The organism is Rhodococcus sp. H-CA8f (assembly GCF_002501585.1).
Classification (GTDB): domain Bacteria; phylum Actinomycetota; class Actinomycetes; order Mycobacteriales; family Mycobacteriaceae; genus Rhodococcus_F; species Rhodococcus_F erythropolis.
On record NZ_CP023720.1, the window covers coordinates 2,425,915 to 2,451,400 of the forward strand.

Annotated in this window: 26 protein-coding genes; 17 read left to right on the forward strand and 9 right to left on the reverse strand. The window is 63.4% G+C overall.

Annotation, left to right across the window (positions count from 1 at the left end; translation table 11 throughout):
• The first annotated feature begins 53 nt into the window (after positions 1–53).
• The 6 genes from CPI83_RS11440 (at position 54) to CPI83_RS11460 (ending at position 4,406) form a co-directional block, all read left to right on the forward strand.
• Positions 54–260, forward strand: a complete 207-nt coding sequence (locus CPI83_RS11440; protein ID WP_019749040.1) for a hypothetical protein — start codon at positions 54–56, stop codon at positions 258–260.
• A gap of 123 nt (positions 261–383) precedes the next feature.
• Complete coding sequence (locus CPI83_RS31410) at positions 384–473, forward strand: Ms4533A family Cys-rich leader peptide (RefSeq protein ID WP_309599318.1); 90 nt, start codon at positions 384–386, stop codon at positions 471–473.
• A 196-nt stretch (positions 474–669) separates the two neighbouring features.
• Positions 670–1,701, forward strand: coding sequence for a sulfate ABC transporter substrate-binding protein (locus CPI83_RS11445; protein ID WP_003944569.1), 1,032 nt, complete (start codon positions 670–672; stop codon positions 1,699–1,701).
• Between the two features lie 7 nt (positions 1,702–1,708).
• A complete protein-coding gene (gene cysT / locus CPI83_RS11450) occupies positions 1,709–2,557 on the forward strand; it encodes a sulfate ABC transporter permease subunit CysT (protein WP_003944556.1) in 849 nt (282 codons plus the stop codon).
• The gene (gene cysW, locus CPI83_RS11455; protein WP_003944503.1) at positions 2,554–3,360 is read left to right on the forward strand and encodes a sulfate ABC transporter permease subunit CysW; all 807 of its coding nucleotides are present in this window, start codon (positions 2,554–2,556) and stop codon (positions 3,358–3,360) included. Before cysT ends, cysW begins: the two co-directional genes overlap by 4 nt.
• Positions 3,357–4,406, forward strand: coding sequence for a sulfate ABC transporter ATP-binding protein (locus CPI83_RS11460; RefSeq protein WP_020908203.1), 1,050 nt, complete (start codon positions 3,357–3,359; stop codon positions 4,404–4,406). Before cysW ends, CPI83_RS11460 begins: the two co-directional genes overlap by 4 nt.
• Positions 4,407–4,531: 125 nt before the next feature.
• On the opposite strand, the gene CPI83_RS11465 is transcribed toward CPI83_RS11460, so the two are convergent.
• The 7 genes from CPI83_RS11465 to CPI83_RS11495 all read right to left on the reverse strand — a co-directional run bounded on the left by CPI83_RS11465 (position 4,532) and on the right by CPI83_RS11495 (position 11,803).
• Positions 4,532–5,428, reverse strand: a complete 897-nt coding sequence (locus tag CPI83_RS11465; RefSeq protein ID WP_019749037.1) for a universal stress protein — start codon at positions 5,426–5,428, stop codon at positions 4,532–4,534.
• 55 nt (positions 5,429–5,483) lie between these two features.
• Positions 5,484–6,260 (reverse strand): DUF998 domain-containing protein, encoded by a 777-nt coding sequence (locus tag CPI83_RS11470; RefSeq protein WP_019749036.1) that lies wholly within the window; start codon positions 6,258–6,260, stop codon positions 5,484–5,486.
• A 94-nt stretch (positions 6,261–6,354) separates the two neighbouring features.
• The gene (locus tag CPI83_RS11475; protein WP_020969974.1) at positions 6,355–7,110 is read right to left on the reverse strand and encodes a sirohydrochlorin chelatase; all 756 of its coding nucleotides are present in this window, start codon (positions 7,108–7,110) and stop codon (positions 6,355–6,357) included.
• A gap of 4 nt (positions 7,111–7,114) precedes the next feature.
• On the reverse strand, positions 7,115–8,401 hold the full coding sequence (locus tag CPI83_RS11480) for a GTP-binding protein (protein ID WP_020969973.1): 1,287 nt from the start codon (positions 8,399–8,401) through the stop codon (positions 7,115–7,117).
• Entirely contained in the window at positions 8,401–9,336 is a 936-nt protein-coding gene (gene cysD / locus CPI83_RS11485) for a sulfate adenylyltransferase subunit CysD (protein ID WP_020908199.1), read from the reverse strand. Before cysD ends, CPI83_RS11480 begins: the two co-directional genes overlap by 1 nt.
• Complete coding sequence (locus CPI83_RS11490; RefSeq protein ID WP_046378754.1) at positions 9,333–10,076, reverse strand: phosphoadenylyl-sulfate reductase; 744 nt, start codon at positions 10,074–10,076, stop codon at positions 9,333–9,335. The genes cysD and CPI83_RS11490 overlap by 4 nt, the downstream gene beginning before the upstream one ends.
• Positions 10,073–11,803, reverse strand: coding sequence for a nitrite/sulfite reductase (locus tag CPI83_RS11495; protein ID WP_019749031.1), 1,731 nt, complete (start codon positions 11,801–11,803; stop codon positions 10,073–10,075). The genes CPI83_RS11490 and CPI83_RS11495 overlap by 4 nt, the downstream gene beginning before the upstream one ends.
• A gap of 503 nt (positions 11,804–12,306) precedes the next feature.
• Between CPI83_RS11495 and hemW the strand changes: the two genes are divergently transcribed.
• Both hemW and CPI83_RS11510 read left to right on the forward strand, forming a co-directional pair.
• Positions 12,307–13,533 carry a radical SAM family heme chaperone HemW gene (gene hemW, locus CPI83_RS11505; protein ID WP_097387237.1) on the forward strand — a complete coding sequence of 409 codons (1,227 nt, stop codon included), beginning with the start codon at positions 12,307–12,309 and terminating at the stop codon, positions 13,531–13,533.
• A 35-nt stretch (positions 13,534–13,568) separates the two neighbouring features.
• Positions 13,569–14,189: a hypothetical protein gene (locus CPI83_RS11510; RefSeq protein WP_097388176.1), complete on the forward strand. Its 621-nt coding sequence runs from the start codon at positions 13,569–13,571 to the stop codon at positions 14,187–14,189.
• 26 nt (positions 14,190–14,215) lie between these two features.
• Here CPI83_RS11510 and CPI83_RS11515 read toward each other — a convergent pair whose 3' ends face one another.
• Complete coding sequence (locus tag CPI83_RS11515; RefSeq protein ID WP_003944521.1) at positions 14,216–14,539, reverse strand: type II toxin-antitoxin system VapB family antitoxin; 324 nt, start codon at positions 14,537–14,539, stop codon at positions 14,216–14,218.
• Positions 14,540–14,696: 157 nt separating this feature from the next.
• On the opposite strand from CPI83_RS11515, the gene hrcA reads away from it, so the two are divergent.
• The 5 genes from hrcA to CPI83_RS11540 all read left to right on the forward strand — a co-directional run bounded on the left by hrcA (position 14,697) and on the right by CPI83_RS11540 (position 19,930).
• A complete protein-coding gene (gene hrcA / locus CPI83_RS11520) occupies positions 14,697–15,740 on the forward strand; it encodes a heat-inducible transcriptional repressor HrcA (RefSeq protein WP_019749027.1) in 1,044 nt (347 codons plus the stop codon).
• An 81-nt stretch (positions 15,741–15,821) separates the two neighbouring features.
• The gene (gene dnaJ / locus CPI83_RS11525; RefSeq protein ID WP_097387238.1) at positions 15,822–16,973 is read left to right on the forward strand and encodes a molecular chaperone DnaJ; all 1,152 of its coding nucleotides are present in this window, start codon (positions 15,822–15,824) and stop codon (positions 16,971–16,973) included.
• Between the two features lie 2 nt (positions 16,974–16,975).
• On the forward strand, positions 16,976–17,737 hold the full coding sequence (locus tag CPI83_RS11530) for a 16S rRNA (uracil(1498)-N(3))-methyltransferase (RefSeq protein ID WP_021333396.1): 762 nt from the start codon (positions 16,976–16,978) through the stop codon (positions 17,735–17,737).
• 163 nt (positions 17,738–17,900) lie between these two features.
• Positions 17,901–19,139 (forward strand): Ig-like domain-containing protein, encoded by a 1,239-nt coding sequence (locus CPI83_RS11535; RefSeq protein WP_020908192.1) that lies wholly within the window; start codon positions 17,901–17,903, stop codon positions 19,137–19,139.
• Between the two features lie 14 nt (positions 19,140–19,153).
• Entirely contained in the window at positions 19,154–19,930 is a 777-nt protein-coding gene (locus CPI83_RS11540; protein WP_021333395.1) for an alpha/beta hydrolase, read from the forward strand.
• Here the strand turns inward: CPI83_RS11540 and CPI83_RS11545 are convergent.
• Positions 19,922–21,526 carry an MFS transporter gene (locus CPI83_RS11545; RefSeq protein WP_046378752.1) on the reverse strand — a complete coding sequence of 535 codons (1,605 nt, stop codon included), beginning with the start codon at positions 21,524–21,526 and terminating at the stop codon, positions 19,922–19,924. The genes CPI83_RS11540 and CPI83_RS11545 overlap by 9 nt on opposite strands.
• Before the next feature lie 128 nt (positions 21,527–21,654).
• On the opposite strand from CPI83_RS11545, the gene CPI83_RS11550 reads away from it, so the two are divergent.
• The 4 genes from CPI83_RS11550 to CPI83_RS11565 all read left to right on the forward strand — a co-directional run bounded on the left by CPI83_RS11550 (position 21,655) and on the right by CPI83_RS11565 (position 25,468).
• Entirely contained in the window at positions 21,655–22,350 is a 696-nt protein-coding gene (locus tag CPI83_RS11550) for a TetR/AcrR family transcriptional regulator (RefSeq protein ID WP_020908189.1), read from the forward strand.
• Between the two features lie 199 nt (positions 22,351–22,549).
• Entirely contained in the window at positions 22,550–23,551 is a 1,002-nt protein-coding gene (locus CPI83_RS11555; protein ID WP_232816930.1) for a PhoH family protein, read from the forward strand.
• 48 nt (positions 23,552–23,599) lie between these two features.
• Entirely contained in the window at positions 23,600–24,142 is a 543-nt protein-coding gene (gene ybeY / locus CPI83_RS11560; RefSeq protein ID WP_003944525.1) for an rRNA maturation RNase YbeY, read from the forward strand.
• 21 nt (positions 24,143–24,163) lie between these two features.
• A complete protein-coding gene (locus CPI83_RS11565) occupies positions 24,164–25,468 on the forward strand; it encodes a hemolysin family protein (RefSeq protein ID WP_019749019.1) in 1,305 nt (434 codons plus the stop codon).
• Positions 25,469–25,486: the final 18 nt, after the last annotated feature.

The following is a 25,486-nucleotide window of genomic DNA, read 5'->3' on the forward strand; positions in this document are numbered from 1 at the left end:
CGTCCAATCCACACGCTGTCGGGACCGTATCGTCCGAAGGATAGGGTGTTGGCGTGGATCGGATAGCGGATTGGTGGGACAGCTTCGAGCTGTGGATGGCGGGGCTCCCGTTCATCCCGCAGGTCGCGTTGGTCCTGATCGTCGTCGTTCCGCTGTGCCGCCTGGTGGCCGTCGGTCTGGATCGCGCGTTGGCCGCCGTTCTCGCTCTGCCGCTCTTCGGCTGGTTGCGTAGGAATTCTCGAGAAGTAGAGGAAAGCTGATGCCCCGCTCACGGGTCACTCTCGCCCTGATAGCCCTGATTCTCCTCGTGATCGTCGCGTGGCTTCTCACCCGTTAGTTCTCCCGATTAGAGCGGGCGCCGGTGCTCTGCTAAAGTCCACCGCGTGTCCGAAGCAACAGCTCCCGTAATCCGCCATCAGTTGGCGTTGATTGCTGTCGGCATGCTCGACGTCGCTGACGTCGCCTGTTGTTGATTTCCTGAGTTCGACCTCTCCGGTGGTGCTGCGCACCCCACTCGAACTTCTCTGCGCGTAACTCGCGCCCCCGATTCAGGGCTCATTGCCCGTCGGCTCTCCATGTCTGAACATCCCGATGGAATCAGCCCCAGAGGTCTCGGACTTGTCGTTTGACCAACCCTCGTTTGTCAGTCCTTTCAGGAAGGTATCTGCAATGAAACGCCGTTCCCGCACACTTCTCACTGCTATCGCGACCATGGGGGCCGTGGTACTCACAGCGTGCAGTGGTGGCTCGAGCGACACCGTGGGTGGTGACAGCGCCGCCAGCGACGGTAGCGCCGGCACGATCAACCTGTTCGCCTACGCCGTGCCGAAGCCTGGCTTCGACAAGCTCACTGCAGCCTTCCAGGCGACAGACGAGGGCAAGAACGTCAACTTCAATCCTTCGTACGGCGCCTCGGGCGACCAGTCGCGCAAGGTGAAGGACGGCGCCGAGGCAGACTTCGTCAACTTCTCCGTCGAGCCCGACATCACCCGCCTGGTCGATGCCGGTCTGGTAGATCAGAACTGGAACCAGGACGCCTACAACGGAATTCCGTTCGGATCGGTAGTCACCATCGTGACGCGTCCGGGGAACCCGAAGGGCATCAAGGACTGGGACGACCTGCTTCAGCCCGGCCTCGAGGTCGTCACGCCGAACCCGTTCAGCTCCGGCTCGGCCAAGTGGAACCTCTTGGCGCCGTACGCCGCCAAGAGCGACGGTGGCAAGAACCCGCAGGCGGGTCTCGACTACGTCACCGCCTTGGTCAACGATCACGTCAAGATCCAGCCCAAGTCGGGACGCGAGGCTTCGGAAGCCTTCCTGCAGGGCAGCGGTGACGTTCTGATCAGCTACGAGAACGAGGCACTGTTCATCGAAGGCAACGGCGACCCGGTCGAGCACGTCACCCCGCCCACGACCTTCAAGATCGAGAACCCGGTTGCCGTGATCTCGAACAGCAAGGTCCTCGACAAGGCGACCGCGTTCAAGGACTACCTGTACACGACCGAGGGTCAGACGCTCTGGGCCGAAGCAGGATTCCGTCCCGTTGATCCCGCCGTCGCTGCCAAGTTCACCGACAAGTTCCCCGAGCCGACCAAGCTGTGGACCATCGCAGACCTCGGCGGCTGGAAGGCCGTGGACAGCGCTCTGTTCACCAAGGACACCGGTTCGATCGCAGTGATCTACGACAACGCGACCAAGTAAGACTGACGTGACTGACACTATTGACCCCACCCCCGTGGCTCGTCGGCGAAAACTCGCGCGGGTCACGGGGAGTGTGGGGCCGCTCGGAATCGGAGTGGCCACCCTGTGGCTCTCCGTGATCGTTTTGCTTCCGCTCGCCGCGTTGACCGCCACCGCGTTCGACGAGGGGATCTCCGGATTCTGGGACGCCATCACCGCACCCGTCGCCTTGGCGTCGTTGCGCGTGACGTTGTTGGTCTCGGTGATCGTGGCATTGATCAACGTCGTGATGGGCACGATCATCGCGTGGGTGCTGGTCCGGGACGACTTCCCGGGCAAGCGCATCGTCAACTCGATGATCGATCTGCCGTTCGCACTACCGACCATCGTGGCGTCGATCGTGCTGCTGTCGCTCTACGGCCCGCAGTCACCGATCGACATCCACCTCAATGCAACCCAGCCCGGACTGATCGTGGCATTGGCCTTCGTGACCTTGCCGTTCGTGGTTCGCTCGGTGCAGCCGGTGCTGATGGAGGTCGACCGCGAAGTCGAGGAAGCCGCTGCATCGTTGGGGGCTTCCAACTGGACGATCTTTCGTTCCGTCGTTCTTCCGACGCTGGCGCCTGCCGTCATCTCCGGCGCGGGGCTCGCATTCGCCCGAGCGATCGGTGAATACGGCTCGGTCGTTCTGATCGGCGGCAACATCCCACGCGTGACACAGATGACGTCGCAGTACATTCAGCAGCAGATCGAGATCGATCGTCCGACCAACGCCGCTGCCGTCTCGGTAGCGTTGCTGGCCATCGCATTCGTGACGCTGTTCGTCCTGCGAATCTTCGCCTCGCGGGGACAGCGACGTGAGGAGAGTTCCCGATGAACGTGTCCAGAGGATCGAAGATCGGTCTGCGGACCATCGCTCTCGTCTACCTGTTCGTGTTGTTGGTCGTGCCGATCGGTGTGATCCTGACGCGAACGTTCGAGAACGGAATCGGCCCGTTCCTCGAATCGATCACGACACCGGCAGCGATCTCCGCGCTGAATCTTTCGCTGATCATCGTGGCGATCGTGGTCCCGATCAACGTGGTGTTCGGTGTTGTCACGGCTCTGGCACTCGTGCGTGGGCGTTTCCCGGGGCGGGGCGTACTGCAGTCGGTGGTCGACCTGCCCTTCGCAGTCTCGCCCGTCGTCGTCGGTGTGTCGTTGATTCTTCTGTGGGGTGCCAACGGTTGGTTCGGCGGCATCGAATCGTTGGGGTTCAAGGTCATCTTCGGCTTGCCAGGCATGGTGATCGCGACGATTTTCGTGACGCTGCCCTTCGTCGTCCGGGAAGTCGAACCCGTACTTCACGAGATCGGCGACGAGCAGGAACAAGCAGCCGCGACGCTCGGTGCCTCGGGCTGGCAGACGTTCTGGCGGATCACCTTGCCCGCGATCCGTTGGGGCTTGACGTACGGAATCGTGTTGACGGTGGCGCGTTCGCTCGGTGAATTCGGCGCAGTCATCATGGTCTCTTCCGGCTTCCCGGGGGTATCCCAGACACTGACATTGCTGGTGCATTCGCGATACATCGACGACCACAACACTTTTGGTGCGTATTCGGCGGCAACGCTGCTGATGGGCATCGCCATCATTGTCCTGTTGCTGATGACGCTGCTGGACCGTAAGAGGAGCACCACATGATCACAGTGACCGGGGCCCGCAAGAACTACGGTGATTTCGCGGCGCTCGACGACGTGACGGTCAACATTCCCTCGGGTTCGTTGACGGCATTGCTCGGGCCAAGTGGCTCGGGAAAGTCGACGTTGCTGCGTTCGATCGCAGGGCTCGAAGAGCTCGATTCGGGAACCATCACCATCGCAGGCAAGGACGTCACCGGCGTCTCGCCGCAGAAGCGTGACATCGGTTTCGTGTTCCAGCACTACGCAGCGTTCAAGCACATGACGGTGCGAGACAACGTGGCGTTCGGGCTCAAGATCCGCAAGCGCCCGAAGCCGGAGATCGAGAAGAAGGTCAACGAACTTCTCGAGATCGTCGGCCTCGACGGCTTTCAGCATCGGTACCCCGCGCAGCTGTCCGGTGGTCAACGCCAGCGCATGGCGTTGGCGCGCGCTCTGGCGGTGGATCCGCAGGTGCTCCTGCTCGACGAGCCCTTCGGCGCCCTCGACGCGAAGGTCCGTGCCGACCTGCGCACGTGGTTGCGTCGCCTGCATGACGAGGTGCACGTCACCACCGTCCTGGTCACACACGACCAGGAAGAGGCTCTCGACGTCGCCGACCGCATCGCGGTGCTGAACAAGGGGCGGATCGAGCAGATCGGTGAACCTGCCGACCTGTACGACCGCCCGTCCAACGACTTCGTGATGTCCTTCCTCGGATCCGTCGCGAAGCTCAACGGGCAGCTTGTTCGTCCTCATGACATCCGTCTCGGCCGCGATCCGAGCATGGCTCTCGCTCAGGAATCGGGTACGGCCGAGTCCCTCGGCGTCACACGCGCAACCGTCGAGCGCGTCGTGTATCTCGGCTTCGAGGTTCGAGTCGACCTGCGCAACGAGGCAACCGGTGAGTTGTTCTCGGCTCAGGTCACCCGCGGTGACAGTGCAGCTCTGCACCTCGAGGCGGGGGAGACGGTCTACGCCCGGGCTACCCGGGTGCCGGATCTGCCGGAGACTCCGGTGGTGACGCCGGAGCAGGAACCGGTGACGGTGAGCGTCGTCGGCCAGGTATGACCCGCTAGCCCTGTTTGACCTGTTTCACCCCCACTCCTGTTTGAGTGAACGGCACTTTCGGCCTCCTGATGGCGCCGAAAGTGCCGTTCGCTCAGAGGTGGGGGCCGGGCAACAGCGAGACGAGTTCAGCCCTCTCGGCAGACGAGGACCGGGCATTGGGCGTGGTGGATGAGGCTCTGACTGGTCGATCCGACTATCGACGCCATGAACGGGCTGCGGCCGTGGCTACCGACGACTACGAGTTGCGCTTCCGCTGAATGCTCGAGCAGTGCCTTCATCGGTCCGCTGCGCTGGACACTCCGGGTGACTTCGACATCGGGGTACTTCTCCGTCCAACCGGCGAGGCACTCGGACAGCAGAGCGTGCTCATGCTGTTCGTACGGACCCCAGTCGACGAAGCGCCTGGCTTCGGAGTACCCGCCGAGCGAGGCGTGCTCGTTCCAGGTGTGAACCGCAACCAAGGGCGCGCCGAGGAACGCGGCAAACTCGAAAGCATGCGCGACGGCGAGTTCGCTGAGCTTGCTCCCGTCGACGCCGACGACGATGGGCCTGGTGTCGGCGACCGCGTGCTCGCCGGTACCGCGGAACACCGCCACGGGGCAGTGCGCCCGGTTGACCACTCGAATGGTGTCGGAACCGAGAAACACCGATTGCATTTCGCTGGTACCGGCCTGGCCGAGTGCAACGATGCGAGCGGATTTCGAAAGTTCGACGAGTGTGGTTGCGGGAGTGCCGGTCACGAGGCCGCGTTCGACGGTGACGTCGGTGTGATCGTCGCGAATGGCGTCCTCGGCCTCGTCGAGTAACTTTGCACCCTCGACGCGAAGGTGATGGTCGAACATCTCTTCGTCAGTGACGTTGGTACCGCCACCTGACTCGGGTTGTCCCGGCAGAACGTGGGTCAGTCGCAATGGTTCGTCGAATCTCTTTGCAGCCGATGCTGCCCACCTCGCGGCGTTGACCGCGCTTGCGGAGCCGTCGATGCCGGCCACGATTCCGTGTCGAACAGATGCACTGGTCATGGAAGTCTCCTCGCGTCGCCTCCCTACCAGTGTGTCCCTGGTCACCCCGGGTTCGCTACAAACTCGTCAGCTCCCGCTGTGCGAGAACGTCGGTAGGCACTGCTGCGCGAGTTCGACGCGGGCGCAACGACGACAGAGCGGTGATGAATCCGTTACCGGGCAGTGTCAATTCCACGTTCTTCAACACGGTTCGGCGCATCAACGCGAGCAGGGCTGCGACGCCGGTGACTGCCATCCACATCGGCAGCGGGTACAGCGTCAAGCGTTCACCCAAGCCGAAAGTGAGGGTTCGTCCGAGAAGCAGTACGGCGCCGACGATTCCGGTGGCCGCGCACAGTCCCGACCATACTGCGATCCATTTGCTGTGCTTCCAGAATTGAATTGCCATGAGTACGAGAACGGCATGACGGGCGACGAAGCCGGGAAGTACTGCGGTCCAGTGAACGAAGGTCCCGTCGTTGGCCGGGAAGAGGCCGGTAGCCGCGGTGCTCAGTGCAACGACGACGGCAAGGCCGAGAATCCACTTTTTCGCACGACCGTCCGGAATGTACTTGTGCAGCAAGGCTGCACCGAGGATGGTGAGCGCACCGAGGATCATGAAGGCCGCGTTCATGACGTCGTGCATCGGCGAACACGAATCCACGCTGCATGTCGTCACGCCCAGCGAACTGATGGAGTCACGCGCGAAGCTGTACGGCGTCTTCCAGGCTCCGGCCGTGAAGATCTCGACAAGCAGGTAGAGCACCGACAGGACCCAGGCGGTGCCGGCTGTGCCGAGGCGAAGATTGTGAGTGATGGTGTTCCCTCTCGCGGCGCTCTGAGGGGATTGCACCCAAAGATCTGTTTCGCAGGCGAAGGATGAACCTTCGCAGGCTGGACAGATCCAACACTACGGTAACAATCTGATAACGGCCTGTGAAACCGGATCAGGCGGAGCGGACCAGACGGTCGGGTAGTGCATCAGCGACTTGTCGGTAACGGTCGATCATCGTTTCGATCAGTAGAGAGTGCCCACCGATCGTTTCGGCGAAACGCGCGCGCGGACATACCGTTGCTGCTGCAGCGCTGAGTCGGTCGGTCAGTAGGCCGGGAGCCAAGAACCAGGGTGCGACGACAACGCGTTCGGCGCCGTTCTGCTCGAGAGCGGAGATCGCCTGGGCAACTGTTGGTTCCGCGGATGTCGCGAAACAGATTCGAACGCCCGACCAGTTGGTTCCGCTCAGGAGAGTGGACGCCAGTTCTGCGGTCGCGGCGTTGGCACGTGCGTCGGACGAGCCGACTGCCGCAAGAGCGACACCGACCGACGGATCGTCCGGCCGGGCGCCCGCTTCGAGGATTCGCTCGCGCACTGCCTCGATAAGCCGAGCATCGCGACCTAGTACGTCTGCTTGGAACACGGTCAGTTGGGGGTGGCGTGTCGCGGCAGCGGCCAAGAGCCCGGGCAGATCTACCCGAGCGTGGAAGGCGTTGCCCAGCAGCATCGGAACAACAACGGCGTGAGTGTGGCCGTCGTGTGCAACTCCGTCCAGGACCTGATCGATGGACGGTGCATTGAGATCGAGAAACGCCAGGCGGACATCGAGGTCTGGCCGGGCTTCACGAAGAGCCGCCACGGCAGCCGCGATCACCCGAGCAGAACGGGGATCACGGCTGCCGTGCGCAACAGCAATGAGCGGAACCATCGACTTAAACGCGCTCGCCCAATTCGACAGCGGAAATGACGTCGCCGACCAGGCCGGCTGCGAGAGTGTTTCCACCAGCGGGATCGATCAACAGGAAGCTGCCGGTGTGGCGGTTCACTGCGTAGTCGTCGGCCACGATCGGCTCGGCCACGCGGATCGAGATCTTGCCGATCTCGTTGAGCTCGAGAGTATCCGGGCCCTGATCCGTGGTGAGATCCTGCTCGTTGAAGCGCTCCACCAAGCTGCCGACGATGGCCTGCGTCGTGCGCGTGCCGTGCTTGAGCAGCAGACGTGCGCCGGGGCGCAGCGACTTCTCGGCCAACCAGCAGACGGTGGCGTCGAATTCGCCGATCGGCTCGGGTGCGTCAGACGGCGAGGCGATGGTGTCGCCGCGAGAGACGTCGACGTCGTCGGCCAGGATCAGCGTGACGCTGCGCCCCGCGTGGGCGACGTCGAGTTCGCCGTCGGCCGTGTCGATACGAGTGACGGTGGTGCGCGTACCCGAGGGCAGGATCACCACTTCGTCGCCGGGTACGACGGAACCGGCGGCAACCTGGCCGGCGTATCCGCGGTAGTCGAGGAACTCGGCGGTACGCGGACGGATCACGTACTGCACCGGGAAACGCAGGCCGACGCGATGCGGCTCGGCGTCGACCGGAATCGACTCGAGGTGCTCGATCAGCGTGGGGCCGGTGTAGTACGGGGTCTTGTCGGAGCGGATGGCGACGTTGTCACCGTGCAGTGCCGATACCGGGATCTCGACGACGTCTTCGCTTGCCCAGCCCAGTGAGCTGGTGAGTTCGTTGAACTCGGCGGAGATCGAGGTGAAGACCTCTTCGGGGTTCTCGACGAGGTCGATCTTGTTCACGGCGAGAACGAGCTTCGGGACACCGAGCAACGCGAGAACCGCTGCGTGCCTACGAGTCTGCGCGATGACGCCCTTGCGAGCATCGACCAGCAGGATCACGAGCTGAGCCGTCGAGGCGCCGGAGACCGTGTTGCGGGTGTACTGCACGTGGCCCGGTGTATCGGCAAGCACGAATGTGCGCTTGGGGGTCGCGAAGTAGCGGTACGCCACGTCGATGGTGATGCCCTGCTCACGCTCGGCGCGCAGTCCGTCCACCAGGAGCGACAGGTCAGGGGTGTCGAGACCGCGGTCCACCGACGCACGGGTCACGGCGTCGATCTGGTCGGCGAGAACGGATTTCGTGTCGTACAACAGGCGGCCCACGAGTGTGGACTTTCCGTCGTCGACGCTGCCGGCAGTTGCCAGTCTGAGCAGATCGCTCATCAGAAGTAGCCCTCTCGCTTGCGGTCTTCCATGGCCGCTTCGGAAACTCGGTCGTCGCCACGGGTCGCGCCGCGCTCGGTCAAACGTGATGCCGCAACCTCGGCGAGAATCGCTTCGTTGTCAGCCGCATCGGAGAGAACAGCACCGGTGGTCGAACCGTCGCCGACGGTGCGGTAACGCACCGAAAGGGTCTGCAGCTCTTCGCCGTCAGCCGGACCACCCCAGACTCCGGGGGTCATCCACATGCCGTCGCGCTGGTACACCGGACGCTGGTGGGCGTAGTAGATGCTGGCGAGTTCGACGTTGTCGCGGGCGATGTAACGCCAGATGTCCAGCTCGGTGAAGTTGCTGAGCGGAAAGACGCGCACCTGCTCGCCGGGGGAGTGGCGACCGTTGTAGAGGTTCCACAGTTCCGGGCGCTGCTTCTTGGGATCCCACTGGCCGAAAGCGTTGCGCAGCGAGAAGATCCGCTCCTTGGCGCGGGCGCGCTCCTCGTCGCGGCGAGCGCCACCGAAGACGGCGTCGAAGCGGTTCTCGGAGATCGCGTCCAGCAACGGAACGGTCTGCAGCGGGTTGCGGATACCGTCGGGGCGCTCGGTGAGGCGACCGTCCGCGATGTACTCCTCGACGCTGGCCACGTGCAGGCGCAGGTTGTACTTGGCCACGACGTGATCGCGGAAGTCGAGAACTTCCTGCAGGTTGTGGCCGGTGTCGACGTGCAGCAGGGTGAACGGCAGCGGCGCAGGCCAGAAGGCCTTGATCGCCAGATGCAGCAGCACGGTGGAGTCCTTACCTCCCGAGAAGAGAATGACCGGGCGTTCGAACTCGCCGGCTACCTCTCGGAAGATGTGGATCGCTTCGGACTCGAGGGCGTCGAGAGTATCGAACTGTGTGCCGTCGAGCTGAGGACGTGAAAGTGTCAAGTCAACTGTCATGATGCGTGCAACCCGCATTCTGTCTTGGAGGCACCGGCCCAACGACCGCTACGCGGATCGCTGCCGGGGGCTGGCTTGCTGGTGCAGGGTGCGCAGCCGATGGACGGATAGCCCTCGTCGACAAGAGGATTGACGAGGATGGAATTGGTGTCGATGTAGTTCTGCATCTCCTCGTCCGACCACGGAGCGATCGGGTTGATCTTCACGAGGCCGAAGGCGTCGTCGAAGGAGATCAGGGGAGCGTTGGCGCGGGTGGGCGCTTCGACGCGGCGGATGCCGGTCACCCACGCGCTGTAGCCGGACAGTGTCTGCTTGAGGGGTGCGACCTTGCGCAATGCGCAGCAGCGGTTGGGATCACGGGCGAACAGATCCTTGCCCTCGGCGACATCCTGCTCGGCGACGCTTGCCAGCGCGCGTGCATTGATGACGTTGACGCCGTAGACCTGCTCGACCGCGTCACGTGTGCCGATGGTCTCGGGGAAGTGGTAGCCGGTGTCGAGGAAGAGTACGTCGACGCCCGGATGAACTTGTGCGGCAAGGTGAACCAGCACTCCATCCTGCATGTTCGACGCCACGATGTAACCGCTACGTTCCCCCGTCGCTGCGCTCGCCCCGTCACCGAACGTGTCCTCGGTCCACTGCAACAGTTCCTGTGCGCTGGCTCCGTCGAGTTCTACGGCACCGCGCTCGGCGATGGACCGAAGCTCGTCGGCGGTTGCTCGCGAAATGTCCACTGTCATCGCAAATCTCCTTCGTCTGCGCGCACTGCCCATTCGGCGAACCGTTCACCTTCGTTGCGGTTCTTGACGAACTGACGTACGACGCGGTCGATGTAGTCACCCATCTCGACGCTGGTGACCTTGTGCTGGCGCAGCTTGCGTCCGAAGGCGCTGTCGAATCCGAGGCTGCCTCCCAGGTGAACCTGAAAACCCTCGACTTGATTCCCCTCACCGTCGTCGACGAGCTGGCCCTTGAAGCCGATGTCGGCGATCTGCGAGCGAGCGCAGGAGTTGGGGCAACCGTTGATGTTGATGGTGATCGGCACGTCGAGCTGGCTGTTGATGTCGGCGAGACGCTGTTCGAGCTCGGGCACGAGCACCTGCGAACGCTTGCGGGTCTCGGCGAACGAGAGCTTGCAGAACTCGATGCCGGAGCAGGCCATCAGGTTCTTGCGCCAGTGCGACGGTCGGGCGGGAAGGCCCAGCGCGTCGAGATCGGCGATGAGCGGCTCGAGGGTCTCATCGGCGACGTCGAGGATGATCAGCTTCTGGTACGGCGTGAAGCGGATCCGGTCGCTGCCGGCTTTCTCCGCGGCGTCGGCGACCTGAGCCAGGATGTCTCCCGAGACGCGGCCGGCGATCGGAGCGAAGCCGACTGCGTTGTGGCCGTTGCGGGTCTTCTGGATGCCGACGTGGTCGATCGGGCGCTTGGGCTTCTCCGGCGCGGGGCCGTCGATGAGCGGGCGCTTGAGGTACTCCGTCTCGAGAACCTCGCGGAACTTTTCGATGCCCCAGTCCTTGATGAGGAACTTGAGCCTTGCCTTCGCGCGCAGACGGCGGTAGCCGTAGTCACGGAAGATCGAGACGACACCCTCCCAGACATCGGGGACCTCGTCGAGCGGAATCCAGGCGCCGACGCGCTGCGCCAGCATCGGGTTGGTGGACAGTCCGCCGCCGACCCAGAGGTCGAGGCCCGGGCCGTGCTCGGGGTGGTTCACGCCGATGAAGGCGATGTCGTTGATCTCGTGAACGACGTCCTGCTGACCGGAGATGGCGGTCTTGAACTTGCGCGGCAGGTTGGAGTACTTGGGGTCGCCGATGTAGCGGCGCACGATCTCGTCGATCGCCGGGGTGGGATCGAGGACCTCGTCGAGCGATTCGCCGGCCAGGGGAGAACCGAGGACGACGCGGGGGCAGTCACCGCACGCTTCGGTGGTCTTGAGTCCGACGGCTTCGAGGCGCTTCCAGATCTCCGGAACGTTCTCGACCTCGATCCAGTGGAACTGGACGTTTTCGCGGTCGGACAGGTCGGCGGTGTTCCGGCCGAATTCCTTCGAGATGCCGGCGATGGTGCGCAGCTGCTCGACGTTGAGAGCGCCGGCGTCGCAACGCACGCGCATCATGAAGTATTTGGCCTCGAGCAGGTCGATGTTCTCGTCGCCGGTGAAGGTGCCGTCGTAGCCTTCTTCGCGCTGGGTGTAGAGACCCCACCAGCGGAAGCGGCCGCGAAGGTCGCCCTTGTCGATGCTGTCGAATCCCTGCTTGGAGTAGATGTTCTCGATGCGGGCCCGAACGTTGAGCGGGTTGTCGTCCTTCTTGGCCTGCTCGTTGGCGTTGAGCGGCTCGCGGTAACCGAGGGCCCACTGACCTTCGGCGCGACGCTTGGCGGGACGCGCAGCGCGTGCGGGCCGGGCTTCGGCAGGTGCTGCCGAATCGGCGGGTGTGGCGGCGTCGGTGGTCGACGTCATCGATGAACTCCTGGATCTGGGCGGTTGATCGGCACGCGGCACGCACTATCGACGAACTGTGGCGGTGTCTGATCGGGACGCACCGGTCCGTGTCGGAAATCGAGGGGGCTGTCCTCGGTCTCGGAAAGCTCGCGGCCGGCAGGTGTGCTCACAAAAACGAACAGCTGGAGAAGCTGTATCTCTGAAACGACGTGTCTCTGCAGAGAGTTGTTTCGGTGAAGCAGATGGAGATGAGCGGGAAAGGCTGGAAGATCAGTGAAAGATCAACAGCTACACAGGTGCAGACACGACGAGCTGCACACACGCTTGAAGTCGACATGGCGACGCGCCACAAGTCGCACTCCGAGTCCGGTCATGCGGACCATTGTGCCACGTCAACTCGATAATTCCGACTCGGGCGCATATTTCCACGAAAAACGGGGGAAATATCGAGTTCAGGCCACGCGCCGACCTGCATCGCAGGCTGAATAGGTGTGCGTTCCGGATGCTGGGACACTGGAGGCGTGAATGCCACCAGCACGACTCCCACTCGACAGAGCGAGGCGACGCCCTTCGCCTTGCCCGCGCGATCGCTCGAGGGTGTCGGGAAACGGCCGTTCGGGATCTACATCCACGTCCCGTTCTGTGCCACCAGGTGTGGGTACTGCGATTTCAACACCTACACGGCCGGTGAGCTCGGAACCTCGGCGTCGCCGCAGTCGTGGCTGGAGGGTTTGCGACGCGAACTCGATCTCGCGGCCGAGATGACGGGCGCCCCGGCGGCCGAGACGGTGTTCGTGGGCGGTGGAACGCCGTCGCTGCTCGGTGGCGACGGGCTGTCCGACGTGTTGTCGGCGGTTCGCAGCAGCTTCGGCTTGGCGTCCGGCGCCGAAGTGACCACGGAATCGAACCCCGAATCGACGTCGCCGGAATTCTTCGACGCTCTCCGCAGTGCGGGATTCACCCGCATTTCCCTCGGCATGCAGTCCGCGGCTCAGCACGTCCTGAAGATCCTCGACCGCACCCACACTCCCGGCCGCGCCGTCGCTGCCGCGAAAGAGGCTCGCGCAGCTGGTTTTTCGCACGTGAACTTGGATTTGATCTATGGAACGCCAGGGGAGCGAGACCAAGATCTGGACGCCTCACTCGATGCGGTTCTCTCCGCCGATGTCGACCACGTCTCGGCCTACGCGTTGATCGTCGAGGACGGCACCGCCATGGCTCGCAAGGTCAGGCGCGGCGAGCTGCCCGCGCCGGACGACGACGTGCTGGCCTCACGATACGAACGAATCGATTCACGCCTGTCCGAGGCCGGCTTGCACTGGTACGAGGTCTCCAACTGGGCAAAGGCGGAAACCGCGGACTCCGGTGACACCCGGTGCCGTCACAACCTCGGCTACTGGGACGGTGGTGACTGGTGGGGCGCCGGACCGGGCGCGCACAGTCACGTCGGCGGAGTGCGGTGGTGGAACGTCAAGCACCCGGCACGGTACGCGGAACAGTTGGCCCTCGGTGAACTTCCCGTCGGCGGCAGCGAAGAACTGACCGCCGAGGACGAACACATGGAGCGCGTCATGTTGACCGCGCGGTTGCGTACGGGACTTCCGTTGTCGGAACTGTCTGCATCCGAACGCCTTTCGGCCGAACAGGTGGTAGTCGACCGGTTGGCCGTGATCGAGAACGATCACGTGGTTCTCACCGACCGTGGTCGCCTGCTCGCTGATGCGGTGATTCGCACGATCCTGACCTGACGCGGCACCATCCTTTGCCGCGTAATGTGGCCGTGGTGGCCATCATTCATCGTGCGCAGCTGAATCCGTCCAAGAACGACCTGCTCCGAGCGTGGGCGCCTAAGCAGCCATGGATCGGGTCGGTCGACTGTTCGACGCTCGAACGCGTCGACGCCTATCGTTTCGACGACCCGGACGGTGAGGTCGGAGTCGAGACGCATCTGCTCCGCTCTGCCGACGGTCGAATTCTTCAGGTCCCGCTCACTTATCGTGGTGCTCCGCTGGACGGGGCGGAGACTGCGCTGATCACAACCATGGATCATTCGGTACTGGGCGAGCGGTGGGTGTACGACGCTTGCTGCGATCCGGTCTACGTGAGCGCGGTGGCGACCGCGATTCTGACCGGTGGGGCCGGAGTCGATCTGGTTTTCGCGGACTCCGCCGATCACATCACGGTGACGGCTCACGTAGTAGGCAGCGGTACGGCCGGCGCTTCCGTACCGGACGTCGAATCGGTGACCTGCTCGACAGTCGGCACCGACACGATCATCAGCGCGGGAGAACTGGAATTGACCGTGGTGAGAGTGATCGACGCAGATCGAGTGTCAGGCTCGGCGACGCTCACCGGAACCTGGCCGGGGCAGCCGAATCCCGCACTGCTCGCGTTCGTCGGTTGAGTCTCGGCGCCTGAGTCGCGTGAGCGTCAGCGGACGCCCTCGATGACACCGGGCATCGCGTCGAAGTCGAAGACACGCGCGTGCAGCACGACGCGGTTTCGCAGGGCCGAACGAACCGCTCGGTGCAGGCCGTCCTCGAGGTAGAGAGTGCCGCGCCACTGCACTGCGTGAGGGAACAGATCGCCGTAGAAGGTCGAGTCCTCCGACAGCAGGCGATCGAGTTCGAGGACCTTCGTGGTGGTCACGATCTCGTCGAGTCGAACCTGACGTGGAGGGAACTTCGACCAGTCGCGTAGAGACAGTCCGTGATCGGGATACGGTTTGCCGTCCATCACGCCTTTGAAGATCATGTGCCGCCTTGTCCATGGTTGTGCGATCGACCCTTCGCCGATCTCACTCCACAGTAAGGGCAACAGCCGTCTCTGGCGCTCGGGCGATTAGACTGCCAGTGGGAACCGATGTGTAAATGTCGGTGTTCGTTCTGTTCAGGAAACGGAGGTGGCAACGATGTCGAGTACCGACGACAGGCGTTTCGAGGTCTTACGTGCAATCGTGGCCGATTACGTCTCCACCCAGGACCCGGTGGGATCCAAGGCCCTGGTCGAGCGTCACAACCTCGGAGTGTCGAGCGCCACTGTGCGCAACGACATGGCATTCCTCGAGGCCGAGGGCTACATCGCCCAACCGCACACCAGTTCCGGCCGCGTTCCGACCGACAAGGGATACCGCGAATTCGTCGATCGCATCGCCGACGTCAAGCCCATGTCCGGGCCCGAGCGCCGAGCGATCCTGGAGTTCTTGGAGTCGGGTGTCGACCTCGACGACGTTCTGCGTCGCGGGGTGCGACTGCTCGCGCAACTGACCCGTCAGGTCGCGGTTGTCCAGTACCCGTCGCTGTCCGCGTCGTCGGTTCGCCACCTCGAGGTGGTCGCATTGACGCCGGCGCGCCTGCTTCTCGTTCTCATCACCGATTCCGGGCGAGTCGATCAGCGAATCGTCGAGCTCGGGGACGTCCTCGAAGACGAAGACCTTTCCCGGTTGCGTGCGCTTCTCGGCGGGGCCCTGGAAGGCAAGCGCCTGGCCGCCGCGTCGATTGCCGTGGCGGAACTGGCCGACGAGTCTCCGGCCGACCTGCGCGACGCCGTGATCCGGTCGGCAACGGTTCTGGTCGAGACCCTGGTCGAACATCCGGAAGATCGCCTCGTTCTGGGCGGAACCTCCAACCTCACGCGCAACGCCGCCGATTTCTCCGGTCTGGCCGGCTTCCCCGGTTCGCTGCGCGCAGTGCTCGAAGCACTGGAAGAGCAGGTAGTGGTCCTCAAACTGCTCGCTGCGACTCAGAATTCCGGCACGGTCACCGTCCAGATCGGTGAAGAGACGCAGGTCGAACAGATGCGCGGAACCTCCGTGATTTCGACTGGCTACGGCGCGGCCGGTACCGTTTTCGGTGGTGTCGGTGTGCTCGGACCCACTCGGATGGACTATCCGGGAACAATTGCATCGGTTGCCGCCGTTGCCAGATACATCGGCGAAGTTCTCTCCGAGCGATGACGGACGTCGACATTTGGTCGGCACACCTCCTCGCGAGGACTGAGGAAAACCTAGAAGTAAGAGAAGGACGAGAGACTCAACGTGGCACGGGATTACTACGGATTGCTCGGCGTCGGCAAGAACGCGACAGACCAGGAGCTCAAGCGCGCTTACCGCAAGCTGGCACGCGAACTGCACCCGGACGTCAACCCTGACGAGGCGGCGCAGGCCAAGTTCAAGGAGATCTCGACGGCCTACGAGGTCCTGACCGACCCGGAGAAGCGTCGCATCGTCGATCTCGGCGGAGACCCGCTCGAGTCCGGTGGCGGCGGAGGTGGTGGCTTCGGCGGCGGATTCGGTGGCGGTGGCCTCGGCGACGTCTTCGAAGCCTTCTTCGGCGGCGGTGGCGGCGCAGGTCGTGGGCCGCGCGGTCGCGTTCAGCCCGGAGCCGACTCGTTGCTTCGCACCAAGCTGACTCTCGCAGAATGTGCGACGGGCGTCAGCAAGCACGTGACCGTCGAGACGGCCATTCTGTGCGACAGCTGCACCGGAGCCGGAACCAACGGCGACTCCAAGCCTGTCCGCTGTGAGACCTGCAACGGTGCCGGCGAAGTTCAGTCCATCCAGCGCTCGTTCCTCGGTCAGGTCATGACCTCGCGTCCCTGCCCGACGTGCCGCGGTGCCGGTGAGACCATCCCGGATCCCTGCCACAAGTGTGGCGGCGACGGCCGAGTTCGGGCCAAGCGCGACATCACGGTGAAGGTTCCGGCGGGCGTTGCCGGTGGCATGCGCATCCGTTTGACTGCGCACGGTGAAGTCGGCCCAGGCGGCGGACACCCCGGCGACCTCTACGTCGAGATCGTCGAGCAGCAGCACGACGTCTTCGTTCGGGACGGTGAAGACCTGCACTGCACCATCCGTGTTCCCATGGTCGACGCAGCACTGGGTACCAGCGTCACCGTCGACACCATCATCGACGGCCCCAAGGAAATCACCATCGAGCCAGGCACCCAGCCCGGGCACGTTGCTGTTCTTCGCGGTCACGGTATGCCGAAACTGCGGTCGGGAGTGCGCGGCGACGTCCACGCTCACCTCGAGGTGGTCATCCCGAGCCGCCTCGATCACAAGCAGTCCAAGCTGCTCAAGGAATTCAAGCTGCTCCGCGATCGTGACGAGGCCGAGGTCGTTTCGACGACGTCGCAGAACAGCGGTGGTCTGTTCTCGCGTCTTCGCGAAGCATTCAGCGGCCGCTGACGGTGGCCGCAACGGTCTTCTTTCTCGACCCGGTTCCCGGCGTCGGTGAAATCGCAGTTCTGGACGGGCAGGAGGGTCGCCACGCGGCCACTGTCCGCCGGATCGGTGTCGGCGAGCGTTTGGTGTTGGCCGACGGCCGTGGCCGGGTAGCCGACGCCGAGGTGACGAGCGTCGGCAAGGATCGCCTCGAACTGTTGGTCAGCGACGTTCAGGTTCTCGAGCAGCCCAAGCCGTTGGTGACCCTGATTCAGGCACTGCCCAAGGCCGAGCGCTCCGAGTTGGCCGTCGAACTGGCCACCGAGGCTGGTATCGACGCCGTGATTCCGTGGCAGTCCCTGCGTTGTGTCGCCAAATGGGAAGGCCCGAAGCTCGCCAAGGGCGTCGCACGCTGGCGAAGTGCGGCAGTGTCTGCGGCGAAGCAGTCCAGACGCGCGTTCGTCCCGGAGATTTCGGATCTGCACAAGACGGCGGCGGTGATCGCGTTGGTTCGCGACGCCGTTGCCCGCGGCGCTGTGGTTGCGGTGCTTCACGAATCGGCGACGACGCCGTTGGCCGGCTTGCCGTTGGCGAGCGCGGACGAGGTATTTCTCGTTGTCGGTCCCGAAGGTGGGCTCGACGATTCGGAGATCAGTGCGTTGTCGGAGGCCGGGGCCACTCCGGTGCTTCTCGGGCCGACGGTCCTGCGCACGTCGACTGCCGGAGCCGTCGCTCTGGGCGCCATCGGAGTGCTGACCGATCGCTGGGGACCACGGCCACTGCACTGATCTTGTTGTGACTGCACTGATCTTGTTGTGACTGCACTGACGTTGGTGTGATCCCGAGCTGAATCGGATCCGGCGCTCAGCGAAGTGTCAGATTTGCGCACTATCGTAAGGACGTCGGGGGTCGCCTTCGGCGTGAGTTGGTTCGGGGATTTCAGGAGGCCAGATGTTGTCACGTGCGCATATGCGAATTGCCGGAGCGGTGTGTGCCGCGGCGGCGATGATGCTGGTTGCGGGGTGCACCGTCTCCACCGGAGACAACCCGGGCTCTTCCGGTAATGCAGTCACCACCACACCGACCAGCGAGGCGCTCGTCACCGTCACTCCCGCCGACGGCGGAACCCCCGTGAGCCCCCTCGATCCCATCGAGGTCCAGGTCGCGAAGGGAACACTGACGACCGTCGCGCTGACCAATCCCGAAGGTAAGGAAGTCGCCGGTATCACGACGCCTGACAAGACGTCCTGGAAGCCGAGCGAACCACTCGGATACGGCAAGACCTACAAGCTTGTCGTCGATGCCGTCGACGCGAATGGTGTTGCCACGACCAAGAACACGACGCTGACCACCGTCGCGCCGAGTAATCAGACTCGCGCGTACATCAACACCACCGGTGGCGCCTCGATTTCGGACGGTGGCACGTACGGCGTCGGTACTGTCGTCGCCGTTCATTTCGACGAGTTGATCGGTGACAAAGCCGCGGCCGAGAAGTCTCTGGTGGTCACCACCAATCCGCCCGTACAAGGATCGTGGTACTGGGTCGACGGTCAGAACGTTCACTGGCGTCCGCAGAATTACTACGCACCAGGCACGACGGTCTCGGTGAACGCGAACATCTACGGCAAGCAACTCGGCAACGGACTGTACGGCCAACAGGACGACACCGTGTCCTTCAAGATCGGCGACTCCCACGTCTCGGTCGCCGACGACAACACCAAGATGGTGACCGTCTACGAAAACGGTCAGGTGATCAAGGAAATGCCGACCTCGATGGGTATGGGCGGCACCGAAACGATCGGCGGCACGACGCTCTCGTTCTGGACCCAGCCCGGCACGTACACCGTGATGGACAAGGCCAATCCCGTCATCATGGATTCGTCGACCTACGGTCTGCCGATCAACTCGCGCCTGGGCTACAAGGAATCCATCAACTGGGCCACCCGCATCAGCACGGACGGTATCTATCTTCACGAGTTGGAGAGCACCGTCTGGGCGCAGGGAAACACCGACACCTCGCACGGTTGCCTCAATCTCAGTGCGGCCAATGCCAAATGGTTCTTCGATTTCTCGCAGCCAGGGGATGTCGTCGAGATCAAGAACACCGGCGGGGCTCCGCTGGAGGTGTGGCAGAACGGCGACTGGACCCTCTCGTGGGCAGACTGGGCCGCAGGCAGCGCCCTCGCCTGAGATAGATTTCCTCGGTGCCTCGATTCAAGATTCCGTACGGCCGACACGAGCAACAGTTCGGGCATCTCTACGTTCCAGACGAGGCGGTTGACGGCCCGATCCCGATCGTCATGCAGATCCACGGCGGCTTCTGGAGCGGGCAGTACGGATTGAATCTGGGCACCGCATTTGCCGTCGAACTCGCGCGGCACGGCGTCGCAGTGTGGAACATCGAATACCGCCGCCTCGGGGCGGGCGGTGGTTGGCCGGAAATGTCCGCCGACGTGAAAACGGCATACGACGAAATCCCCGGACTGGTTGCCGCGAAGTCCTCAGCCGAATTCGATCTGAATCAGATTCGCCTGCTCGGGCATTCGGCCGGCGGACATCTTGCAGTGTGGCTGGCGGGGGAGAAGGACACGTTCACCCGGCCTGAACGGGTCATCGCGCAGGCTGCCGCACTCGATCTGGCGTCGGCAGGCGAGCGTGGACGACGGATCAGTTTCATCGAGGATCTGTTCGGCGTTCCGTTCGAAGCGGACCCGGATCTGTATCGCAATGCGTCGCCACAGCATCGACTGCCGATCGGCGTACCCGTTGTGTGCGTCACGGGTGCGGAGGATCTGCAGGTGCCGGCCAAGGTGAGCTCCCGGTATGCGAAGGCTGCCGAAGCGGCTGGTGATCCCGTGGCACTGCGCGTGATCGAGGGCGAAGGACACGACGCATTCCTCTCACCCTCGACCGAGTCCTGGCGGGTCTCCCGCGAGTTGGTTCTCGCCGAAGACCCGCTGGCTCCGAGCACGTCAGACTGACACGGGGCCTTCTTGCACAGGGGCCTTCTTGCCCGGCAGGATGAACGCCACGACAACTGCCCCCACGAACAGTGCAAGGCCGCCCGCCCAGCTGGCCGCCGAAATCGCGTCGGCGTAGGCACTGCCGGCGGCGTCGAGCAACGGCGCTGCCTGAGCTGCAGCCAAGGGGTTGCCTGCCATCTCTTCGGCGACCAACGAAGCGCCGCCGACGGATTCTCCCGACACCTCCATCGCGTACGCGGCCTGTTGCGCCAGCTCACCCGTCAACTGTGGAACCTGCATACCGCTGATGAATCCTGCGATCGAATCCTTGTAGCTCGCAGCGAGGATCGAGCCCAGGATCGCGATTCCCAGAGAGCCGCCGAGTTCGATGGCGGTGTCGTTGAGGCCACCAGCAGCGCCGAGATCGTCCTCGGAGAAGTTGTCCATGATGGCGTCGGTGGCCGGCGGTTCACTCAAGCCGATGCCCAGGCCGAGCAGGATCAGTGGGACAGCGAACATCCAGTAGCCCGAATCGCCGTCTACCTGCGTGAGAATCAGAACACCGACCGCGGCGACGACCATGCCGCCGACGATGGATGCCCGGACGCCGATCAGCGGAGTGATCCGGCCACTGACCACGGCGCCGATCGAAACGGCAATTGCCAAGGGCAGCAGACGAACACCGGTTTCGAGTGCGCCGTAGCCGAGGATGAACTGGAACTGCTGTGAGATGAAGTAGATGGCACCGAAGGCGGCCAGGAAGAGCAGAAGTACGGCGAGTGTCGCGCCGCCGACCATGCGCTGGCCGAGTTTGCGGACGTCGAGCAGTGGCTGCGGGTGACGCAGTTCCCAGACGACGAACGAGACGAGGCCGATCGCAGCGAGCACGGCGGCGCCGATGGGTCCGCCGGTCCACCCGAAGTGGAATCCGTTGATGATCGAGTACACGAGCGAGCCGATGGTGACCACCGAGAGTGCTCCGCCGATCCAGTCGATCCGGCCCAGGTGCTCGGCCTTGCTCGGCGGCACCAGGATTACGGCGGCGACGGCAGCGACTGCGGCGATCGGGACGTTGATCAGGAAAGTGACGCTCCAGGAATGGCTGTCGAGAATCCATCCGGCCAACAGCGGGCCGAGGGCAATCGCCAGACCCGACGTCGCCGCCCACGCCGCGATGGCGCGTGATCGCTCCGCCTTGGGAAAGGTCGCGACCAGAAGCGAAAGCGTCGCGGGCATGATGATCGCGGCGCCGACGCCCATGATCATTCGTGCCGCGATGACGGCGTTGGTGGTGTCCGCGATACTGCCGAAGACGGCGCCGCCGGCGAACACGGCGAGTCCGGTCAGAAGCGCTCCGCGGCGACTGTACTTGTCACCGATCACGCCGAACAGCAACATCAGCGCGGCGTAGGGGACTGTGTAGCCGTCGATGACCCATTGCAGTTGAGTGCTGGTGAGCCCGAGGTCTCTGGTCATGTCCGGCGCCGCGACGATCAGCGCGGTATTCGCCATCACGACGATCAGCAAACTCAGGCATAACACCCCGAGCGCGGCCCACCGCCGTGAGTACGGCTGGTCCATCTCCGAGACAGGTTTGCTCATGAGTGTCGTCATGACGCGACTCCGTTCCTGATGATCGAAGAGACTCCTCGATCTATTTGCACACTGATGTGTAAGTTAATAACTTGCACACCGATGTGCAACTATGATTGACCTAGATCACAGTTGGGCAGTCGAAAGAGGTGGAACGCGCGTTGACGCATTCGGGCACAGTCGTTTCGGGAACTGCCGAATCGGGCGGAAGGCAGCGTCGTAGTCAGGCCGCGGCGAATCGCAATCGCATCATCGAGGCGGCGATCACGGCGTTCGCTGCTGATCCGGATGCGAGCATGGACGACGTCGCAAAGGCTGCCGGTGTGGTCAGACGAACCGTGTACGCGCATTTCGACAGCCGTGAGGCGCTGATCAACGGCATCGTGGACGAGGCGTCGACCGATCTCGTTGCTGCGCTGAGCCAAGCCGGTGAGCCGCCCGAGCGCCCCGATCTGGCGACTGCCGTACTGGCATTGCTGTCATGGCCGGTCGGTGATCGATTCCGGATGCTGCTCAGTTTTGCTCGCAAAGAGTTGGGGGAGCAGCGGATTCTCGATTTGATGGAGCCCGCGCGCGCCGTGAGTATCAGCGTCGTCGAGCGAGGTCAGCGTGACGGCACCTTCTCGACATACCTGCCGGCTGAGACTCTGGTAGCGATGACCGAGGCGATCACGATCACGTTGTTCGATCAGGCCAACAGTGGGCTCATCACCGACTCTGGCGAATCCTTTGCCGCCGTATGCCTGGTCATCGCGGGTATCAGTCCGGACAGAAGCGCCGAGGTCGTCGCCGAAGCGTCGGAATGGATCCGAGAATCGCTGCCGTCCGGTCGCCGCGAGGATTAGGCCGGGACGATTAACAAGTGGGCCGTGTCCGACTCTGGCGCTAGACTTCGAAGTATCGAGGCTCACGAGTCGAGTGGGCTGATCGGACCAGAAAGCAGGCCATATTCACCACGTGAGTGAACACAGTGAACTCGACGGGAACCGTGTAACCACCATCACCGATCGCGCTCTGCCCGCAGAGCGCACCGTCCGTTCGAGTATGGATCTGGCGCCGGAGACCGTGCGCCAAATCCTGGGGGCGACGGACGAGAATCTCACCGCGATCGAACGTGAGCTTCGTGCCGACATTCACGTACGTGGCGGAACTATCACATTGTCGGGGACGGCTGCAGACGTTGCGCTGGCAGAACGTGTGTTCAGTGAATTGGCGTCGCTGGCCGGTCGCGGGCAACCCATCGCACCGGATGCTGTTCGACGAACCATCGGCATGCTCACCAACGAGGTCGGCGAGTCTCCGGCCGAGGTGCTCTCCCTCGACATTCTTTCGCGTCGGGGCAAGACGATTCGGCCCAAGACCCTCAACCAGAAACGCTACGTCGACGCCATCGACGAGAACACCATCGTGTTCGGAGTCGGCCCGGCCGGTACCGGCAAGACCTACCTCGCCATGGCCAAGGCCGTTCAGGCGTTGCAGGCCAAGCAGGTCTCTCGGATCATCCTGACCAGGCCGGCAGTCGAGGCCGGCGAGCGACTGGGCTTTCTGCCCGGCACGCTGCACGAGAAGATCGATCCGTACCTGCGCCCACTCCACGACGCATTGCACGACATGATGGATCCAGAGGCAATTCCGAAGCTGATGCAGGCCGGAGTCATCGAGGTCGCTCCGCTCGCCTACATGCGCGGCCGGACGCTCAACGACGCCTTCATCATCTTGGACGAAGCGCAGAACACCACGGCCGAGCAGATGAAGATGTTCCTGACCCGTCTCGGGTTCGGTTCCAAGATCGTGGTCACCGGAGACGTGACCCAGGTCGATCTACCTGGTGGGGCCCGTTCGGGTCTGCGTGCGGCATCCGAAATCCTCACCGGGATCGATGATATTCATTTCGCCACCCTCGACAGCAGTGACGTCGTACGTCATCGGCTGGTCTCCCACATCGTCGACGCTTACGAGCGTCACGAATCGGATCGGTCCGGCGAGTTGGCCGTCGGAAACCGGGCGCAGCGCCGCGCTGCACATGCTCATTCACCGCGACGGTAGGCTGATCGACGCATCAACCCCTACTTTTCCCAGGAAAGAGCGTCGCACATGAGCATCGAGGTCTCGAACGAATCGGGCATGGACATCTCCGAACCGGAGTTGATCAGCGTTGCCCGTTTCGTGATCGCTCGGATGGATGTCCATCCGGCGGCCGAGCTGTCGATGGTTCTCGTCGACTCCGCGACGATGGCTGATCTGCACGTTCGCTGGATGGACCTGCCGGGCCCGACCGACGTCATGTCGTTCCCGATGGACGAACTCGAGCCGGGTGGCCGTCCTGATTCCCCGGAGCCGGGACCGTCGATGCTCGGCGACATCGTGTTGTGTCCGTCTTTTGCCGCGGATCAGGCTGACAAAGCCGGGCATTCACTGGCCCACGAACTTGCTCTCCTGACCGTCCACGGTGTGTTGCACCTCCTCGGCTACGACCACGCGGAGCCGGAAGAGGAGAAGGAGATGTTCGGCTTGCAGAACAGCCTCCTCGAAGAGTGGTACGAAGACCTTCGCCGTATCGACCGCGAAGCAGCACTGGCCGAACGCGATCAGAAGCTGCTCGGCAAGACCGGTTTCGTCGACGGAGTGGACCGATAACAGGCATCCGGGGGTTCTGTAGTGAGTAGCGCCATAGCGCTCTTTGTTCTGGCGATTGCTCTTGTCCCGGTCGGTGGTGTCTTCGCGGCCGTCGACTCGGCGCTCAACACCATTTCGTCGGCGCGCATCGACGAGATGGCAAAGGAAGAGCGAGCCGGCGCCGCGCGCGTGCAGCGCATTCTGACCGATCGTCCGCGATACGTGAATCTGATGGTCCTGCTTCGCATTTTGTGCGAGATCACGGCCACCGTCGTACTCGTGGGCGGTCTGATCGACATCCTCTCGTTGGGCTGGGCGCTGACCGTCACCGCGGTGATCATGGTTCTCGTCTCGTACGTGGTCATCGGTGTCGGACCGAGAACGCTTGGGCGCCAACATGCGTACTCCATCGCGATGGCCGCGTCGTTGCCACTGCTGTGGATCGGTGTTCTGCTCGGGCCGATCAGTCGCGTCCTGATCCTCGTGGGTAACGCCTTGACCCCGGGTAAGGGCTTCCGCAACGGTCCGTTCGCTTCGGAAATCGAGTTGCGTGAACTCGTGGACATGGCGCAGGAACGCGGCGTCGTCGCCGACGAAGAACGCCGAATGATCCAGTCCGTCTTCGAACTCGGAGACACGTCGGCACGCGAGGTGATGGTGCCTCGCACCGACATGGTGTGGATCGAAAATGACAAGAATGCCGGACAGGCGACGTCGTTGGCCGTGCGCAGTGGTCACTCGCGCTTGCCGGTCATCGGGGAGAACGTCGACGACGTGCTCGGTGTCGTCTACCTCAAGGATCTGGTCAAGCAGACCTACCACCTGCCCGACGGCGGCCGGAACGTCAACGTCTGCGACGTCATGCGGCCGGCGGTCTTCGTTCCCGACTCGAAGCCACTCGACAGCTTGCTGGCCGAGATGCAGCGCGACCGCAATCACATGGCGATCCTCGTCGACGAGTACGGCGGAATCGCCGGGCTGGTCACGATCGAGGACGTCATCGAAGAGATCGTCGGTGAGATCGCCGACGAGTACGACGAGGACGAGACGCCGCCCATCGAGGATCTCGGCGACGGAATGTTCCGCGTATCCGCGAGGCTTCCCATCGAAGACCTCGGCGAATTGTTCGATCTCGAACTCGAACTCGACGAGGTGGAGACCGTCGGCGGGCTGATCGGATACGTACTCGGCCGAGTTCCGCTTCCTGGTTCCGAGGTGGAATACGACGGTTTGATCCTGCGCGGTGAGGGAACCAACACGGGCCGAGGCCGGGTACGCATCAGCACGGTGTTCGTGCAGCGCATCCCGCGGTCCGAAGACGAAGAGACAGAAGACACCGATGACTGAGCGAGTGTTCAGCGAGGA